General features: G+C 69.8%; 16 protein-coding genes. 10 read left to right on the plus strand and 6 right to left on the minus strand.

Features of this window, described 5'->3' with window-relative positions:
* Window positions 1–296: 296 nt before the first annotated feature.
* Both H610_RS0115780 and H610_RS0115785 read right to left on the minus strand, forming a co-directional pair.
* Window positions 297–1,133: a CvfB family protein gene (locus tag H610_RS0115780; RefSeq protein WP_028240573.1), complete on the minus strand. Its 837-nt coding sequence runs from the start codon at window positions 1,131–1,133 to the stop codon at window positions 297–299.
* 76 nt (window positions 1,134–1,209) lie between these two features.
* Complete coding sequence (locus H610_RS0115785) at window positions 1,210–2,352, minus strand: PQQ-dependent sugar dehydrogenase (RefSeq protein ID WP_028240574.1); 1,143 nt, start codon at window positions 2,350–2,352, stop codon at window positions 1,210–1,212.
* A 206-nt stretch (window positions 2,353–2,558) separates the two neighbouring features.
* Here H610_RS0115785 and H610_RS0115790 point away from each other — a divergent pair, with 206 nt between their 5' ends.
* The gene (locus tag H610_RS0115790) at window positions 2,559–3,104 is read left to right on the plus strand and encodes a hypothetical protein (protein WP_028240575.1); all 546 of its coding nucleotides are present in this window, start codon (window positions 2,559–2,561) and stop codon (window positions 3,102–3,104) included.
* A gap of 15 nt (window positions 3,105–3,119) precedes the next feature.
* Here the strand turns inward: H610_RS0115790 and H610_RS0115795 are convergent, their stop codons facing one another.
* Window positions 3,120–3,308 (minus strand): hypothetical protein, encoded by a 189-nt coding sequence (locus tag H610_RS0115795; RefSeq protein ID WP_028240576.1) that lies wholly within the window; start codon window positions 3,306–3,308, stop codon window positions 3,120–3,122.
* A 151-nt stretch (window positions 3,309–3,459) separates the two neighbouring features.
* On the opposite strand from H610_RS0115795, the gene H610_RS0115800 reads away from it, so the two are divergent.
* From H610_RS0115800 to H610_RS0115820, 5 genes are all read left to right on the plus strand, one after another.
* Window positions 3,460–4,335, plus strand: a complete 876-nt coding sequence (locus H610_RS0115800) for a DUF6279 family lipoprotein (protein WP_028240577.1) — start codon at window positions 3,460–3,462, stop codon at window positions 4,333–4,335.
* Between the two features lie 109 nt (window positions 4,336–4,444).
* On the plus strand, window positions 4,445–4,753 hold the full coding sequence (locus H610_RS0115805; RefSeq protein WP_028240578.1) for a hypothetical protein: 309 nt from the start codon (window positions 4,445–4,447) through the stop codon (window positions 4,751–4,753).
* 156 nt (window positions 4,754–4,909) lie between these two features.
* On the plus strand, window positions 4,910–6,175 hold the full coding sequence (egtB, locus tag H610_RS0115810) for an ergothioneine biosynthesis protein EgtB (protein WP_051231802.1): 1,266 nt from the start codon (window positions 4,910–4,912) through the stop codon (window positions 6,173–6,175).
* Between the two features lies 1 nt (window position 6,176).
* Window positions 6,177–7,148, plus strand: a complete 972-nt coding sequence (gene egtD / locus H610_RS0115815; RefSeq protein ID WP_028240580.1) for an L-histidine N(alpha)-methyltransferase — start codon at window positions 6,177–6,179, stop codon at window positions 7,146–7,148.
* A 62-nt stretch (window positions 7,149–7,210) separates the two neighbouring features.
* Complete coding sequence (locus H610_RS0115820) at window positions 7,211–8,896, plus strand: S8/S53 family peptidase (RefSeq protein ID WP_051231816.1); 1,686 nt, start codon at window positions 7,211–7,213, stop codon at window positions 8,894–8,896.
* Between the two features lie 9 nt (window positions 8,897–8,905).
* Here the strand turns inward: H610_RS0115820 and H610_RS0115825 are convergent, their stop codons facing one another.
* Window positions 8,906–9,286, minus strand: coding sequence for a hypothetical protein (locus H610_RS0115825; RefSeq protein ID WP_028240582.1), 381 nt, complete (start codon window positions 9,284–9,286; stop codon window positions 8,906–8,908).
* A gap of 157 nt (window positions 9,287–9,443) precedes the next feature.
* Between H610_RS0115825 and H610_RS0115830 the strand changes: the two genes are divergently transcribed.
* Window positions 9,444–9,764 (plus strand): hypothetical protein, encoded by a 321-nt coding sequence (locus H610_RS0115830; protein WP_028240583.1) that lies wholly within the window; start codon window positions 9,444–9,446, stop codon window positions 9,762–9,764.
* Window positions 9,765–9,792: 28 nt separating this feature from the next.
* On the opposite strand, the gene H610_RS0115835 is transcribed toward H610_RS0115830, so the two are convergent.
* Both H610_RS0115835 and H610_RS0115840 read right to left on the minus strand, forming a co-directional pair.
* Window positions 9,793–11,115, minus strand: a complete 1,323-nt coding sequence (locus H610_RS0115835; protein ID WP_028240584.1) for a DEAD/DEAH box helicase — start codon at window positions 11,113–11,115, stop codon at window positions 9,793–9,795.
* A 126-nt stretch (window positions 11,116–11,241) separates the two neighbouring features.
* On the minus strand, window positions 11,242–11,565 hold the full coding sequence (locus H610_RS0115840) for a hypothetical protein (RefSeq protein ID WP_028240585.1): 324 nt from the start codon (window positions 11,563–11,565) through the stop codon (window positions 11,242–11,244).
* A 75-nt stretch (window positions 11,566–11,640) separates the two neighbouring features.
* Here H610_RS0115840 and H610_RS0115845 point away from each other — a divergent pair, with 75 nt between their 5' ends.
* From H610_RS0115845 to H610_RS0115855, 3 genes are read left to right on the plus strand one after another with little or no spacing between them, the layout of a single operon-like run.
* On the plus strand, window positions 11,641–12,549 hold the full coding sequence (locus tag H610_RS0115845) for a LysR family transcriptional regulator (RefSeq protein ID WP_028240586.1): 909 nt from the start codon (window positions 11,641–11,643) through the stop codon (window positions 12,547–12,549).
* Between the two features lie 24 nt (window positions 12,550–12,573).
* A complete protein-coding gene (locus H610_RS0115850; RefSeq protein WP_028240587.1) occupies window positions 12,574–13,128 on the plus strand; it encodes a peptidylprolyl isomerase in 555 nt (184 codons plus the stop codon).
* A gap of 46 nt (window positions 13,129–13,174) precedes the next feature.
* Window positions 13,175–15,022 carry an ABC transporter ATP-binding protein gene (locus H610_RS0115855; RefSeq protein ID WP_028240588.1) on the plus strand — a complete coding sequence of 616 codons (1,848 nt, stop codon included), beginning with the start codon at window positions 13,175–13,177 and terminating at the stop codon, window positions 15,020–15,022.
* The last annotated feature ends 169 nt before the right edge of the window (window positions 15,023–15,191 follow it).

The raw sequence follows: 15,191 nt of genomic DNA on the forward strand, positions 1-15,191 counted from the left end.
AGCATTTGCTATCAATTGGATATCAATTTCAGGTAATGCGGGTTCGCCATCACCGCAAACCGGAACGGCTCTAGTTTGGGCGCTGCGGCGGCGATAATTCGGCGTCAATCAAGTGACAAGCGTGCGCAGGAGATGCCGAAAGGGCTTTGGAAAACCGGACGAACGGTCGGGCTGTCAGCGGGCCGGCCGCGTCCTGGGCCCTCCACGGGAAGGACGCGCGCAGGCGGCTGCACGCCTGGCAGCGCGCCAGGCGTGCAGTGATGCAGTGAACGGTAGGGAAGGAAAGCGCGCCGGGCTCAGACGAGCTCGATGCGGTCGTCGAGGATGCGGATGCGGCCTTGCTTGTACAGGCCGCCGATGGCTTTCTTGAAGTTGCCCTTGCTGACGCCGAACAGCCGCGCGATCTCTTCCGGCGGCGTCTTGTCGCTGACCTTCAGCACGCCCTGCCCGGCCTCGATTCGCTCCAGGATGAGGGTTTGCAGGGCGTCCGCGGCTGCGCGCCCCTGCGCCTGCAGGGTCAGGCTGATCTTGCCGTCGGGGCGCAGTTCACGGATGAAGCCCTTCTCGCGCTGGCCGGGCCGTAGCGGCTTGAAGGCCTCGTTGCGATGGATCAGGCCCCAGTGGCGCCCCTCGATGATGGCCTTGAAGCCGAGGTCGGTCGCCTCCACCACCAGCAGCTCGACCGGCTGGCCGGCCCGGTAGCGCGCCGGCGTGCGGTCGAGGAAGCGATCCAGCCGTGCGGTGGCGGTGATGCGGCCGGTGCGCGGGTCCAGGTAGACGTAGACCACGCAGGTGTCGCCCACCTGCAGCGGGCGCTTTTCCTCGGAGTGCGGCAGCAGCAGGTCCTTCGGCAGGCCCCGGTCGAGAAACAGCCCGACCCGGTTGATCTCCACCACCTTGAGGCCGGCGAACTGGCCGACCTGCGCGCGCGGCCGCTCGGTGGTGGCGATCGGCTTGTCCTCGCTGTCGAGGTAGACGAACACTTCCAGCACCTCGCCGACCTCGGTGGACCGGTCGCCGGGGATGTAGCGCTTCGGCAGCAGGATCTCGCCCTGCGCGCCGCCGTCGAGGTAAAGGCCGAAGCCGGTGTGCTTGACGATCGCCAAGCGGTTGTATTGCCCGATGTCGGCCATGTGCTGCTCCGGTTGCGAAGGCGGCGATTGTAGTGGCCCGTCCGCCGAGTTCAATCGTTCGGCCAGCCGGTCGCGCTCAGTCTTGCTGCAGGCCGACCCGCAGCAGGCGACCGTCGCCGGCGCCGGTCAGCAGATAAAGATAGCCGTCCGGCCCCAGCCGCACGTCGCGGATGCGCTGGTTCAGCGCCAGGCGCTCCTCGCCCACCACCCGCTCGCCATCGAGCTGCAGGCGGATCAGCTGCTGCTGCGCCAGGGCGCCGACGAACAGGTTGCGCTGCCAGGCGGGGAAGCGCTCGGCGTCGTAGAAGGCCATGCCGCTGACCGCCGGCGAACGCTCCCAGACGTGCAGCGCCGGTTCGGTGCCCTCCACGGTCTTGCCCTTGGCCTGCGGGATCCGCTCGCCGCTGTAGTCGATGCCGTGCGTGGCCAGCGGCCAGCCGTAGTTCGCCCCGGCCTGGATCCGGTTGACTTCGTCGCCGCCGCGCGGGCCGTGTTCGTTGAGCCACAGCTCGCCGCTCCACGGATTGAGCGCGGCGCCCTGGGCGTTGCGATGGCCGTAGCTGTAGATTTCCGGGCGCGCGCCCTGGCGGTCGACGAAGGGATTGTCCTCGGGGATGCCGCCGTCGGCGTGGATGCGCACCAGCTTGCCCTGCAGCTTGTCGAGGTCCTGCGCGGCGGCGTTCTGGTGGTTGTCGCCGAGCGTCACGAACAGGTCGCCCTGGCGGTCGAACACCAGGCGCGAGCCGAAGTGGAAGCCGCTGGAGAGCTTCGGCTCCTGGCGCAGAATCACCTGGAAGTCCTCGAGCGTCGCCAGGTCCTCGGCCAGCCGCCCGCGCCCCACCGCCGTGCCGGCCCGGCCGCCCTCGCCGGCCTCGGCGTAGCTCAGGTAGACCAGCCGGTCCTGGTCGAACGACGGCGACAGCCGCACGTCCAGCAGCCCGCCCTGGCCCTGGGCGAACACCTCCGGCACGCCGCCCAGCGGCGCCGAGACGCTGCCGTCGAGGCCGACCACCCGCAGCCGCCCAGGGCGCTCGGTGACCAGCATGCGCTCGCCATCCGGCAGGAAGGCCAGGCCCCAGGGATAGGCCAGCCCCTCGGCGAGGGTCGCCACCTCGAGCGCGCCGAGTTCGCTGTCCAGCCGCTGGGGCGCGGCGGTGGCGGTGGTGGTCGCGGCGCCCAGCACGAGGCCGCAGAGGAAAAGGCGGAGCAATGGCTGCATCGGTCGTCTCCCTGCAAGTGATCGGTCGCAGCCGCCCGGCCGCGGGGCAACCGGGCGGGCGGCAGCTATAGTTGTCGCAAGCACCTGGAACGCGGCTGCCGCGCGCTCGTCAGGTCGGACCCTCGATGAACAGAAGGCGTTCCGGCAGGTCTCAAGCTGGCCAGAACCCGCTCGCCCCGGAACCACCCGCCCAGAAGGAGACTCGCGTGCGCTCGAAGAATGCCCTGGCCCTGGCCGTACTGCTCGCCCTCGGCGGCTGTGCCAGCCCTTCCTGCGACACGCCCTGGAGCGACTCGCCCTGCCGCGAACAGCACCTGCTTTACCAGAACGACCTGATCCAGGCCAAGATCCTGATCTCCGCCGCCGACGAGGAGGGTTACGAACTGGCCCATGCCCTGCTCAAGCGCGCCGAGTCGCATGACGAGCTGGGCGAGGTGGATTTCTACCGGGCCGTGCTGATGATCCGCGAAGGCCCGCAGCCACACGACGTGATCGCACAGCTGGAACGGGCGGCCAACAAGGGTCATCCGCACGCCATCGCGTTGCTCTACAGGATCTATGACGAGCCCTACCTGCTGCCCACCCGCGATCCGGAGCGGGCGGCCCGCTATCGCGACGCCTATGCCGCGCTGGACGTGGCCCAGAGTGGCTATCCGTCGTTCGACAAGGCGGTCGAAGTGGTCGGCCTGCTGATCGAGCCGCCGCCGCGCGGCGAGGAAGCCCGGGCCCAGGCCGCGCTCGACGGCTCCTGAGCCGCCCGCCCCGCTTCAGCGCAGCGGGGTCTGGAACTCGTCCGGCCGCTTCTCGCTGTCGGCCACTGCCTGGGCCTCGCTCTGCGAGGCATAGGGTCCGGCGACCACTTTGCCGTCCAGCTCGACCACCCAGCAGACTTCCCATGCCGGGCGCCAGGCGTCCGGGATTTCATCGCCTCTCAGTTGTCGGGTCTGTGGCTTCATCGCGTCCTCCTCGGTTGTCCCGATGCCTGCGTCCGCGAGCGGACTCAAACAGCAGACCACGCGCGGCCCGGTTTGCTCGACGCGCACGACCAGCCGAACCCCTGACGCCGCTTCGACTCTCTAGATCGACTGTGGAGAAAACGAGGTGGCCATGCCCCGCCCGCCGATTGCCCGCTATCGATCGCTGCTCTGCCTGCTGACCACCGCCCTGCTGCTGGCCGCCTGCACCCGCGTGGGCCTGGTCTACCGCAACCTGGACACCCTGATCCCTTGGTCGGTCGACGACTATGTGGACATGAGCCGCGACCAGGAAAGCGACTTCCGCGGCTACCTGCGCGATCACCTGGCCTGGCACTGCAGCACCCAGCTGCCCCGCTACCTCGAGTGGCTGGACCGCCTCGAGCACGACCCGGTCACCCACGAAAACCTGCGGGCGCGCTACCTCGAGGCGCGCGAGGCGCTGGGCGTGATCGCCCGCGAAGTCACCCCGACCACCGTCGACCTGCTGGGCCGGCTGGACGACGAGCAGGCCCGCAGGCTGCTGGCCAAGCTCGACGAGGACCACCGCAAGCGCCTCGACGAGTACCTCGACCCGCCGCTCGACGAGCAGATCGAAAAGCGCGCCGAACGGGTGGAGAAACGCCTGGCCGACTGGCTCGGCCGCCTCAACGATGCCCAGCGCGCGCGTATCCGCCAGTGGGCACAGGCACTCGGCGACCACAACAGCCGCTGGCTGGCCAGCCGCGCGCTCTGGCAGCAGGCGTTCAAGGAAGCCATCGAGCAGCGCCACGCGCCGGACTTTCCCGCCCGCATCGAGCGCCTGCTGCAGGACCGCGAGGCCTTCTGGGCGCCGGACTACCGCGAGGCCTTCCACCGCAACGAGACCGCCGGCATCGATCTCGCGGTCGACGTCTACGCGCTGGCCGACGAGCGCCAGCGCCGTCACCTGGCGGGCAGGATCGACGCCATCCGCCGCGACCTTTCGGGGCTCGAATGCCTGCAGAAGTCCGCCGCGCGACCGCGCTGAAACGCGGGCGCGAAGGCCCCGCCGTGACTGCAACCCGTCGGCCGGATGAATCGCAGCCGGCCGGCGGCGGTCTCTAGTGAACCCACCAAGCTTCGATCGGAGGCGCCGCATGACCCCCACACCGCCCGGACTGGATACCGCGATGAAACTAGTGTCCGAAGCGTTCGTGCCGCTCGGCTGCGTCACCGGCGCCAACCCCGACGGCGAGAGCTTCGGCTTCTCGGTGGTCGACGGCGACGGCGACACGCTGCTCAGCGTGGCCCAGGTGTCGCCGGAAGACTATGCCGACGACACCCGCCTGGCGGCGGTGATCGGCCAGGCGCGGCGGGACCTCGAGGAGCGCGGCTGCCGGCTGGAACCCTGGTCGCCGGCGCTGCGCGACGACACCGGCATCCCGGAAACCACACCGAACTACTGAGCGGGGGATGCACGGGGACGATGCGGCACTGCGGGTTCGTCCCTTGCCGCCCGTGCAGGACGCCCGAACCGCATCGGCCGGACACGACCGTCCGCCGCTTCGATGGATCCGATGAAAGGGAGAACGCCCATGAGTCAACCGGCCTACCGGCCCAGGATGCAGCCGGCACTGGACCAGCTCGAGCACCTGCTCGCCTGCTACCGCCAGGTGCGCGCCACCAGCGAGGCGCTCTGCGCCCCGCTCAGCGCCGAGGACCACGTGGTCCAGAGCATGCCCGACGTCAGCCCGCCGAAGTGGCACCTGGCGCACGTCAGCTGGTTCTTCGAGGCATTCCTGCTCAGGCCCTACCTGAACGGCTACCGGCCGCTCGACGAAGCCTACGACCACCTGTTCAATTCCTATTACGAAACCCACGGCACGCCGTTCCCGCGGGCCCGCCGCGGGTTGATCTCGCGCCCCGGCACCCTTGAGGTCTACCAGTTCCGCGCACACGTCGACGAGGCCATGGAGCAGTTGCTGTCGCGGCCGCCGGTCGAGCACGCCGGCGAGATCGTCCGCCGCGTCGAGCTGGGCCTGCAGCACGAGCAGCAGCACCAGGAACTGCTGCTGATGGACATCAAGCACATCCTCGCGCAGAACCCGCTGCACCCGGTCTACCGCGACGACCTGAGCCCGCCGCCGCTCGGGCACGAGCACCTGCGCTGGCTGGGCTACGCCGGCGGCATCTACAACATCGGCCACGGTGGCGAGGGCTTCGCCTTCGACTGCGAGCGGCCGCGCCACCGCGAGTTCGTCGAGCCGTTCCAGCTGGCCAGCCGCCCGGCCACCAACGGCGAGTACCTGTCCTTCATCGCCGACGGCGGCTACGCCCGCTCCGACCTGTGGCTGTCCGACGGCTGGGCGCAGGTCATCCAGGGCGGCTGGCACGCCCCGCTGTACTGGCAGCGGCGCGACGACGCCTGGCACGAGATGACGCTCGGCGGGCTCCGTCCGCTGGACCTGGACGCCCCGGTCTGCCACCTCAGCTTCTACGAGGCCGACGCCTACGCCCGCTGGTCCGGCGCGCGGCTGCCGACCGAGGCCGAGTGGGAAGTGGCCGCCAACGGCCTGGCGGTGCGCGGCAACTTCCTCGAGAGCGACCACCTGCAGCCGGTCGCCGCCGAACCCGAGGGCGAGGGCCCGCTGCAGCTGTTCGGCGACGTCTGGGAATGGACCGGCAGCGCCTACCGCCCGTATCCCGGCTTCCGGCCGCTGGAGGGTACGCTCGGCGAATACAACGGCAAGTTCATGTCCGGGCAGATGGTGCTGCGCGGCGGCTGTTGCGCCACCCCCGAGTCGCACATCCGCAGCAGCTACCGCAACTTCTTCCAGCCGGCCATGCGCTGGCAGTTCGCCGGCGTGCGCCTGGCACGGGAGGCCTGAGATGGCGACCAGCGTGCGTTTCCACGACGACCTGCAGCCGGCCGGGCCGTCCCTGCGTGACGCCGCGCTCGCCGGCCTGGCGGCGACGCCCAAGGCGATTGCGCCGAAGTTCTTCTACGATCGCCGCGGTTCGGAACTGTTCGAGCGTATCTGCCAGCAGCCGGAGTACTACCTGACGCGCACCGAGGAGGCGATCCTCGCCGCCGCCGCCAACGACCTCGCCGGCCGGGTCGGCCAGGGCGGCGAACTGGTCGAGCTCGGCAGCGGCGCCAGTCGCAAGGTACGTCTGCTGCTCGACGCGCTGCGCCCGGCGCGCTACCTGGCGATCGACCTGTCCACCGACTTCCTGCTGTCGAGCACCCAGCGCCTGGCCGCGGACTATCCCTGGCTGGAGGTCTCGGCGGCCTGCCTGGACTACAGCCAAGGCCTGCGCCTGCCGGGCGAGTTCACGCTGACGCGCCCGCTGCTGTTCTTCCCCGGTTCGAGCATCGGCAACTTCGCCCCTGAACAGGCGCTGGCGTTTCTGCAGCACCTGCACGCCCTGCTGCCGGCCGGCGGCGCGCTGCTGGTCGGGGTCGACCTGCCGAAGGACAAGGCCGTGCTGGAGGCGGCCTACAACGACGCGGCGCAGGTGACCAAGGCCTTCAACCTGAACCTGCTCGAGCGTCTGCGCGAAACGCTGGCCTGCGACATCGATCCGTCGCGCTTCGAGCACCGGGCCTTCTTCGACGAAGCCGAATCCTGCATCGAGATGCACCTGGTCAGCCGCGAGCCGCAGGAAGTGACGCTCGAAGGCCGGACGTTCCGCTTCGAGGCCGGCGAAAGCCTGCTCACCGAACGCTCGTACAAGTACAGCGTCGAGGGCTTCACCGCGCTCGGCCGCCGGGCCGGCTTCGTCCCGGCGGCGGTCTGGACCGACCCGCAGCGGCTGTTCAGCGTCCATCTGCTGCGGCGGGAGGCGCCCGGGGCTTGATCGACCACAACCTCCTGCGCGCCGCCCTGCTCTGCTGCCTGTCCGCCTCGCCATTGGCGTCGATGGCGGCGCCCGAGCCACGCATCGCCGGGCTGGTGCGTTGCGGCGACCTGCTGGCCCGCGAACCGGTGCAGTTCTGCCTGACCGCGCGCGGCCTGTCCGACGCGCCCCTGCAAGTGTTCGTCGGCGACCAGCCGGTGGCCGACACGCGCATCCGGCGCGACGGCGAGCGCCTGCGCATCGACTTCGGTCGCGACGACCGCCGCGGCGCGCCGCTTTGGCTGGAACAGGACGGCCGGCGCAGCAACCCGGTCTGGCTCACCGCCGGCGACGCCCACGTGCTGGCGGCCGGGCCCGAAGGCATCGCCCGCAATGACGACGGCATCGAGACCTACCGCAACCTGGTCGGCGTGGTCATCGAGGAGCGCTACGACGGCCTCGAGGAAGCCCGCAACCTGGCGCGCGAGTACGGTGCCGAGGTGGTCGGGGCGATCCCCCCGCTGAATACCTACCAGCTGCGCCTGCCGGCGCGCGACCTGATCGAGCGCGACGCGCTGGTGCTGCGTATCGGCAACGAGGTCACGGTCGATGCCGTGGTGGTCGAGGATTCGTCCGCCGAGCCGGCCGAAGGCGGCGAGCGGCCGCACGCGCCGCAGGAGGGCGAGTGGGCCGCCAACCGCTTTCTCGACGCCGTGGCCTACTACCGCCACCGCATTCCCGCCCAGCGTGACCCGGTGCCCACCGAGCCGGTGCGCATCGGCCTGATCGAACGCGACCTGGATTTCGACCTGCCGGCCTTCCGCCGCTACCTCGGGCCCTGCGAACGCGCCCGCGACCACGGCTGCCTGTATGCGCGCGACGCCGCCGAGCCGGACAGCCACGGCACCCTGGTGGCCGGCATCCTGATGGCCGACGACCGCTCGACGCCGGGTTTTCTCGCCGCGCTGAAACCGGCCGGCGCCGGCTTCGAGGTGATCGTCGACCGCAACTCGGACGCCGGCATCACCGCCAACGTCGCCGCCTCGGTCAACCTGGTGGAGGATGGCGTGCGCATCCTCAACTGGAGCTGGGGCATCCACCGGGTCGGCATGCGCGACGTCGAGGGCGATCCGGTGGATTCGCTGATCCGCTCCGGCGTGGCCATGAGCGGCTACGAGGAACTGCTGGAGGAATTCTTTCTCTGGCTGCGCCGCGAGCATCCGCAGGTGCTGGTGGTCAACTCGGCGGGCAACGGCTCGACCTTTTCCAGCGCCGACGACTACCGCCTGCCCTCCTCGTTCGTCACCGAGCAGCTGCTGGTGGTCGGTGGCCACGAGCGCAGCGAACGACACGACCTGCCGGTGGACCACCCGGACTACAGCGTGCGGCGCCGCTCGTCGAACCTCGATACCCGCGTCGACATCGCCGCCGCGGCCTGCCTGCATGCCTGGACGCCGACCGGCGAGCCGGGCGCGCCGCACTGCGGCACCTCCTACGCCACGCCGATGGTCGCCGGCGTGGTGGCGGCCATGGCCTCGATCAACCCCTCCCTGAGCCCCGAGCAACTGCGCGAACTGTTGCGTCGCAGCGCGCTGACCATCGGCCGTGATTCGGATTTCGAGGCCGCCGACGCCGATGACCTGACCGCGCCGATCCTGCCGTCGGAGCGTGGCTACCAGCTCGACGACCGCGACGTCGGCCGCTCGGCGCGGCTGGACATGCGCCAGGCGCTGGAACTGACGGTGCGCAGCCGCGACCGCGCACGCTGATCCGGCCGGCTAGCGGCCCTCGGCCAGCGGGTCGAAGACTTCCGGCACCAGCACCGCCTCGCCCTTCTCGTCGAGCAACCGGCGCATGGACGCGCCGCCGGCATCCTTGTCGAGCATGCCCAGCAGGCGGGCGCCGCGCTCGGTGAGCACGAAGTTCTCGCCAATGCCGCCGGCTTCCTCCGGGCGCGGCTGGATGAAGCCGCCGTTCAGCAGCAGATCTTCGTAGTCGGCCGCCTCGGCGCGCAGGTGGTCCATGTTCGGCAGCGGCTGGCCGGCGTCTTCCTGGGCCAGCGCGAAGGCTTCGGCGGCCAGGCGCGGCTTGAAATTCTCGTTGGCCGAATGCTGCACCTCGTGCAGCAGGTACTGGATCAGGTCCCAGTTGTAGCTCATGGCGTCCTCCGTCGAATGGTGCCCGGCGCCGCGACGGCAACCGTTACTGTTCCGACCGCCGGGCGGCGGACGCGGTTCGGGCCGCCCGGCGCCGGGGCTGAACTCAGGCCCGCCGGGCGCCGTCCACTGGGAAAGGCAGCGAGCGAGGAACACGCCCATGAAAGCACTGCAAACGGTTATCGCCGGCGTCCTGGTCGCCATGAGCGCCGGCGCCTACGCCCAGGCGCCGACCAGCGCGAACGAGGACTGCACGACCGACGTGGTGGAGCGCAAGGCCCAGGAACTGGCCGACCGGGTGAGCGAAATCAGCAAGAGCGATCCCGACCGGGCGGCGAAGCTGAACGAGGAAATCCGGCAGATGAACGTCAAGCGCACCCAGCGGAGGCTGGGCAATGAATGCGAGGCCTACGACCAGCGCATCCGCGATCTCGAGCAGGCCGAGCAGCAGTCCGGCATGCCCAAGTCCGAGCAGCGCTGAGCGCGCCCGGCCGAACGGCCGGAGCCTTTCATTCGGCTGCCGGCTTGCGCCGTCGCAGCGGCGCCAGGCCGTCCTGGCTGACCACCACGGTCGGCTCCGAGCGTTTCGGGGCCTTCGGTCGCGCAGCCTTGGCCTTCTTCTCGCCGGGTTTCCTGTCGGTCTTTTTCTTCTTGGCGCCGGCCGCCTTGCCGGACGCCTTGAGCTGCTTCGGCCCCTGGTAGCTGCCCTTTAGCCCCTTGATCACCCGCCGCTCGAAGTGCTGCTTGAGGTAGCGCTCGATGCTGGACATCAGGTTCCAGTCGTTGTGGGTGATCAGCGACACGGCCAGGCCCTCGCCGCCGGCACGGCCGGTGCGGCCGATGCGGTGCACGTATTCGTCGCCCGAGCGTGGCATGTCGAAGTTGATGACCAGGTCCAGCCCCTCGACGTCCAGCCCGCGCGCCGCCACGTCGGTGGCCACCAGCACCTTCACCCCACCCTGCCTGAGCCGCTCGATGGCCAGCTTGCGCTCCTTCTGGTCCTTCTCGCCGTGCAGCACGAACACCTTGCTGCCGCTGGCCACCAGGTGCCCGTAGAGGCGGTCGGCCTGGGCGCGGGTGTTGGTGAAGACGATCGCCTTCTCGTAGGTCTCGTTGGCCAGCAGCCAGTGCACCAGGCGTTCCTTGTGCGCCGGATCGTCGGCCGTGATGATCTGCTGGCGGACGTTCTCGTTCAGCTCGCTGACCCGGTTGAGCATCAGGTGCTGCGGCTCGCGCAGGATGCGCATGCTCATCTCGCGCAGCCCGGCGCCGCCGGTGGTGGCGGAGAACAGCAGGGTCTGCTGGCGCCTGGCGCAGGCCTCGGTCAGGCGCATGACGTTCTCGGCGAAACCCATGTCGAGCATCCGGTCGGCCTCGTCGAGGATCAGGATCTCGACGTCGCCGAGCACCAGGTTGCCGGCGTCGAGGTGCTCGATCAGCCGTCCCGGCGTGCCGATCAGCACGTCCGGCACGCGCCGCAGCATGGCCGCCTGGACCTTGAAGTCCTCGCCGCCGGTGATCAGCCCGGCCTTGAGGAAGGTGAACTGGGCGAAGCGCTCGACTTCCTTGAGCGTCTGCTGGGCCAGTTCGCGGGTCGGCAGCAGGATCAGCGCGCGCACGTCGACCCGCGGCTGGGCGTCGCCGATCAGGCGGTTGAGCATGGGCAGCACGAAGGCGGCGGTCTTGCCGCTACCGGTCTGGGCGGTGACGCGCAGGTCGTGGCCTTCGAGCGCCGGGGGAATGGCCGCGGCCTGCACCGGCGTCGGGTCGGCGAACCCCAGTTCGGCGACGGCCTTGAGCAGGCGTTCGTGCAGCTTGAATTGGGCGAACAAGGCATCACCTCGGCAGGGCTGGAAAAAACGGGCGCATAGGTTACCCCGTCACGATAGGAAATAAAGCGGCCTATCGGGAGAAGTGGGAGCGCGGGTAAGCTTGCGCCTCCGCGGCACGGCCCTGCGCTAGGACTGCGGCTCGCAGGTGAGCTTCACGCGCAGGCGGATGATGTCGCGCTTGAACTTCACCGTCATCGGAATGCGCTCGCCGGGCTGGATCTGCGCGCGGCGCGTGCGCGCCGGCTCGGGGCCGTTGCTGAACACCCCGGTGCAGGTCGCCGGGGTGGCGCCGTAGTTGTACAGCAGCAGGCCGGCCAGGTCGCGGTCGATGGTCTCGGTGGTGACACCGATCTCGCTGCCGTTGAGCGACTTGTCCACCTCCACCGGATAGGTCGCGGCGAAGGCAGCGAGCGGCAGCATGGCAAGCAGGACGGAGCAGAGTTTCTTCATGTGGACGGCGTCTCCTCGACAGAGCGGCGGCCAGCTTAACAGACCCGCATGCACGGCGAAGGCAGGCCCGCGACGATGAAAGCCCCTCGTGTCACCCTCGATCAATGGCGAACGCTGCAGGCGGTGGTCGACCACGGCGGCTTCGCCCAGGCCGCCGCGGCGCTGCACCGCTCGCAGTCGTCGGTCAGCTACACGGTGGCGCGGATGCAGGAGCAGCTGGGCGTGCCGCTGCTGCGCATCGACGGGCGCAAGGCGGTGCTCACCGAGGCCGGCCAGGCGCTGCTGCGCCGCTCCCGGCAACTGGTCAGCCAGGCCAGCCAGCTGGAGGACCTGGCCCACCACATGGAACAGGGCTGGGAAGCCGAGGTGCGCCTGGTGGTCGACGCCGCCTATCCCAACGCCAAGCTGATCCGCGCGCTCACCGCCTTCATGCCCGACAGCCGCGGCTGCCGCGTGCTGTTGCGCGAGGAGGTGCTCTCCGGGGTCGAGGACGTGCTACAGGACGGCACCGCCGACCTGGCGATCAGCGGCCTGGACATCACCGGTTACCTCGGCGCCCAGCTGGGCAGCGTCGAGTTCGTCGCCGTGGCCCAGGCCCACCACCCGCTGCACCAGTTGCAGCGCAAGCTCAGCGCCCACGACCTGCAGCACCAGATGCAGATCGTGGTGCGCGACTCCGGCCGCCGCCAGCCGCGCGACAGCGGCTGGCTCGGCGCCGAGCAGCGCTGGACGGTCGGCAGCCTGGCGACCTCGGTGGCCTTCGTGCGCAGCGGCCTGGGCTTCGCCTGGCTGCCGCGGCACATGATCGAGCGCGAGCTCGCCGAGGGCGTGCTCAAGCCGCTGCCGCTGGTGCAGGGCGGCATCCGCCGGCCGACCTTCTACCTTTACAGCAACAAGGACAAGCCGCTCGGTCCGGCGACGCGGATTCTCATCGAACTCATCAAGGCCTACGATGCCGAACCGCTCGTCACCCGCGCGAGCTGAATCACCCATCCAGGAAAACGTCCCATGTTCAAACGTCTTCTTCTCGCTGCCTGTTCCCTGCTGATGGCCGGTCACCTGCTGGCCGCCGACAACCCCCATGTGCTGCTGAGCACCAGCCTCGGTGAAATCGAGATCGAGCTGGCCGCCGACAAGGCGCCGGTGTCGGTCGAGAACTTCCTCGGCTACGTCGACAGCGGCTTCTACGACGGCACCGTGTTTCACCGCGTCATCCCGGGCTTCATGGTCCAGGGCGGCGGCTTCACCGAGGACATGCGGCAGAAGGACACCCGCGCGCCCATCCGCAACGAGGCCGACAACGGCCTGCACAACGTGCGCGGCACCCTGGCGATGGCGCGCACCCAGGCGAAGGATTCGGCGACCGCGCAGTTCTTCATCAACCACCGCGACAACGCCTTCCTCGACCACGGCAGCCGCGACTTCGGCTACGCGGTGTTCGGCAAGGTGGTGCGCGGCATGGACGTGGTCGACCGCATCGCCCAGGTGCCCACCGGCAACCGCGGCATGCATCAGAATGTGCCGAGCACGCCGGTGACCATCCTCTCGGCCAAGCGGCTGTGACGATTCACGCCGTCGTGATCCACGACGGCCTCTGCCGAGCGTGCGCATGCTATTCCGACGCTTCGAACGCCTGATCGATCCTTTCCGCGAAGGCCCGGCGGGGATGCCGCCGGCCGGGATCATCGGCTTCTACCTGCACTACCTGCGGCAGGTCTGGCCGGTGATGCTCGGCCTGCTGGTGATCGGCTTCTTCGTCGCGCTGATCGAGGTGGCCCTGTTCGAGTTCCTCGGCCGCCTGATCGATCTGGCGCAGACGACGCCGGCCAGCGAATTCTTCGCCGAGCACCGCAACGCACTGATCTGGATGGCGGTGGTCACCCTGCTGCTGCGCCCGCTGGCCTTCGCCCTGCACGACCTGCTGCTGCACCAGGCGCTGACGCCCAACCTGACCAGCCTGATCCGCTGGCAGAACCACCGCCACCTGCTGCGCCAGAGCCTGGCCTTCTTCCAGAACGACTTCGCCGGGCGCATCGCCCAGCGGGTGATGCAGACCGGCCCGTCGCTGCGCGACTCGGCGGTGCAGGTGGTCGACGCGCTCTGGCACGTCATCGTCTACGCCGGCAGCGCGATGGTGCTGTTCGCCGGCGCCGACCTGCGCCTGATGCTGCCGCTGATGCTGTGGATCCTCGGCTACCTGCTGGCGCTGTGGCTCTTCGTGCCGCGCGTGCGGCGGCGCTCGGCCGAGGCCTCGGCAGGCCGCTCGCGAGTGACCGGGCGGGTGGTGGACGGCTACACCAACATCATGACGCTCAAGCTGTTCGCCCATACCCGCGAGGAGGAAGGCTATGCCCGCGGCGCCATGCAGGACCTGGTCGAGCGCTTCCGCCGCCAGTCGCGGGTGATCAGCGGCATGGACATCAGCATCACCTGCCTCAACGGCCTGCTGATCGCCAGCACCGTCGGCCTGGCGCTGTGGCTGTGGAGCATCGGGCAGATCTCCACCGGCGCCATCGCCCTGGCCACCGGCCTGGTGATCCGCATCATCGGCATGTCGGAATGGATCATGTGGGTGGTCAGCGGCATCTTCGACAACGTCGGCACGGTGCAGGATGGCATGCGCAGCATCGTCCAACCGCTGGACGTGACCGATCGCCCGGACGCCCGGCCGCTGGAGGTCCGGCACGGCGAGGTGCGCTTCGAGCAGGTGCGGTTCCGCTACGGCGGCGAGGCGGCGCAGGGTCAGCCGGCGGTGATCGACGGGCTCGAACTGAGGGTCACGCCGGGCGAGAAGATCGGCCTGGTCGGCCCGTCCGGCGCCGGCAAGTCGACGCTGGTCAATCTCATGCTACGCCTGTACGACCTGTCCGGCGGGCGCATCCTGCTCGACGGCCAGGACGTCGCCGGGGTGACCCAGGAAAGCCTGCGCGCGCAGATCGGCGTGGTGACCCAGGACACCTCGCTGCTGCACCGGTCGATCCGTGACAACCTGCGCTACGGGCGGCCGTATGCGAGCGACGCCGACATCCTCGAGGCCCTGCGCAAGGCGCGCGCCGATGGCTTCGTCGCCACCCTGCGCGACGCCGACGGCCGCACCGGGCTGGACGCGCAGGTCGGCGAACGCGGCGTGAAACTCTCCGGCGGCCAGCGCCAGCGCATCGCCATCGCCCGGGTGCTGCTGAAGAACGCGCCGATCCTGATACTCGACGAAGCGACCTCGGCGCTGGATTCGGAGATCGAGGCCGCCATCCAGGAAAGCCTGGAAACTCTGATGGAAGGCAAGACGGTGATCGCCATCGCCCACCGGCTGTCCACCATCGCGCGCATGGACCGGCTGGTGGTGATGGACCGCGGCCGCATCGTCGAGACCGGCACGCACGCCCAGCTGGTGGCGCTCGGCGGCCTCTACGCGCGGCTTTGGCAGCACCAGACCGGCGGGTTCGTCGGAGTCGACTGATCCACGGGCGGCCGGTCCAGTCTCGATGCCGTTCGCAGCCAAGGTCGCCCGACCCTGTCGCCGCGAGGGCGCGCCTCCCATAGGATTCGGTGGGCACCGTCTGCTTTCGTGGGAGGCCCGCCCTCGGGGCGATGCTCTTGCGGGCGGTCTCGACCGCGAACGAGTCCCC

The sequence above is a fragment of the Stutzerimonas azotifigens DSM 17556 genome (assembly GCF_000425625.1).
GTDB classification, from domain to species: domain Bacteria; phylum Pseudomonadota; class Gammaproteobacteria; order Pseudomonadales; family Pseudomonadaceae; genus Stutzerimonas; species Stutzerimonas azotifigens.

Bases quoted from the DNA above. Each gene is read 5' to 3' on its own strand.
- H610_RS0115825 (WP_028240582.1), bottom strand. From the start codon at position 9,286: ATGAGCTACAACTGGGACCTGATCCAGTACCTGCTGCACGAGGTGCAG.
- H610_RS0115830 (WP_028240583.1), top strand. From the start codon at position 9,444: ATGAAAGCACTGCAAACGGTTATCGCCGGCGTCCTGGTCGCCATGAGC.
- egtD (WP_028240580.1), top strand. From the start codon at position 6,177: ATGGCGACCAGCGTGCGTTTCCACGACGACCTGCAGCCGGCCGGGCCG.
- egtB (WP_051231802.1), top strand. From the start codon at position 4,910: ATGCAGCCGGCACTGGACCAGCTCGAGCACCTGCTCGCCTGCTACCGC.
- H610_RS0115840 (WP_028240585.1), bottom strand. From the start codon at position 11,565: ATGAAGAAACTCTGCTCCGTCCTGCTTGCCATGCTGCCGCTCGCTGCC.
- H610_RS0115795 (WP_028240576.1), bottom strand. From the start codon at position 3,308: ATGAAGCCACAGACCCGACAACTGAGAGGCGATGAAATCCCGGACGCC.
- H610_RS0115850 (WP_028240587.1), top strand. From the start codon at position 12,574: ATGTTCAAACGTCTTCTTCTCGCTGCCTGTTCCCTGCTGATGGCCGGT.
- H610_RS0115855 (WP_028240588.1), top strand. From the start codon at position 13,175: ATGCTATTCCGACGCTTCGAACGCCTGATCGATCCTTTCCGCGAAGGC.
- H610_RS0115780 (WP_028240573.1), bottom strand. From the start codon at position 1,133: ATGGCCGACATCGGGCAATACAACCGCTTGGCGATCGTCAAGCACACC.
- H610_RS0115805 (WP_028240578.1), top strand. From the start codon at position 4,445: ATGACCCCCACACCGCCCGGACTGGATACCGCGATGAAACTAGTGTCC.
- H610_RS0115800 (WP_028240577.1), top strand. From the start codon at position 3,460: ATGCCCCGCCCGCCGATTGCCCGCTATCGATCGCTGCTCTGCCTGCTG.
- H610_RS0115820 (WP_051231816.1), top strand. From the start codon at position 7,211: ATGGCGGCGCCCGAGCCACGCATCGCCGGGCTGGTGCGTTGCGGCGAC.
- H610_RS0115845 (WP_028240586.1), top strand. From the start codon at position 11,641: ATGAAAGCCCCTCGTGTCACCCTCGATCAATGGCGAACGCTGCAGGCG.
- H610_RS0115785 (WP_028240574.1), bottom strand. From the start codon at position 2,352: ATGCAGCCATTGCTCCGCCTTTTCCTCTGCGGCCTCGTGCTGGGCGCC.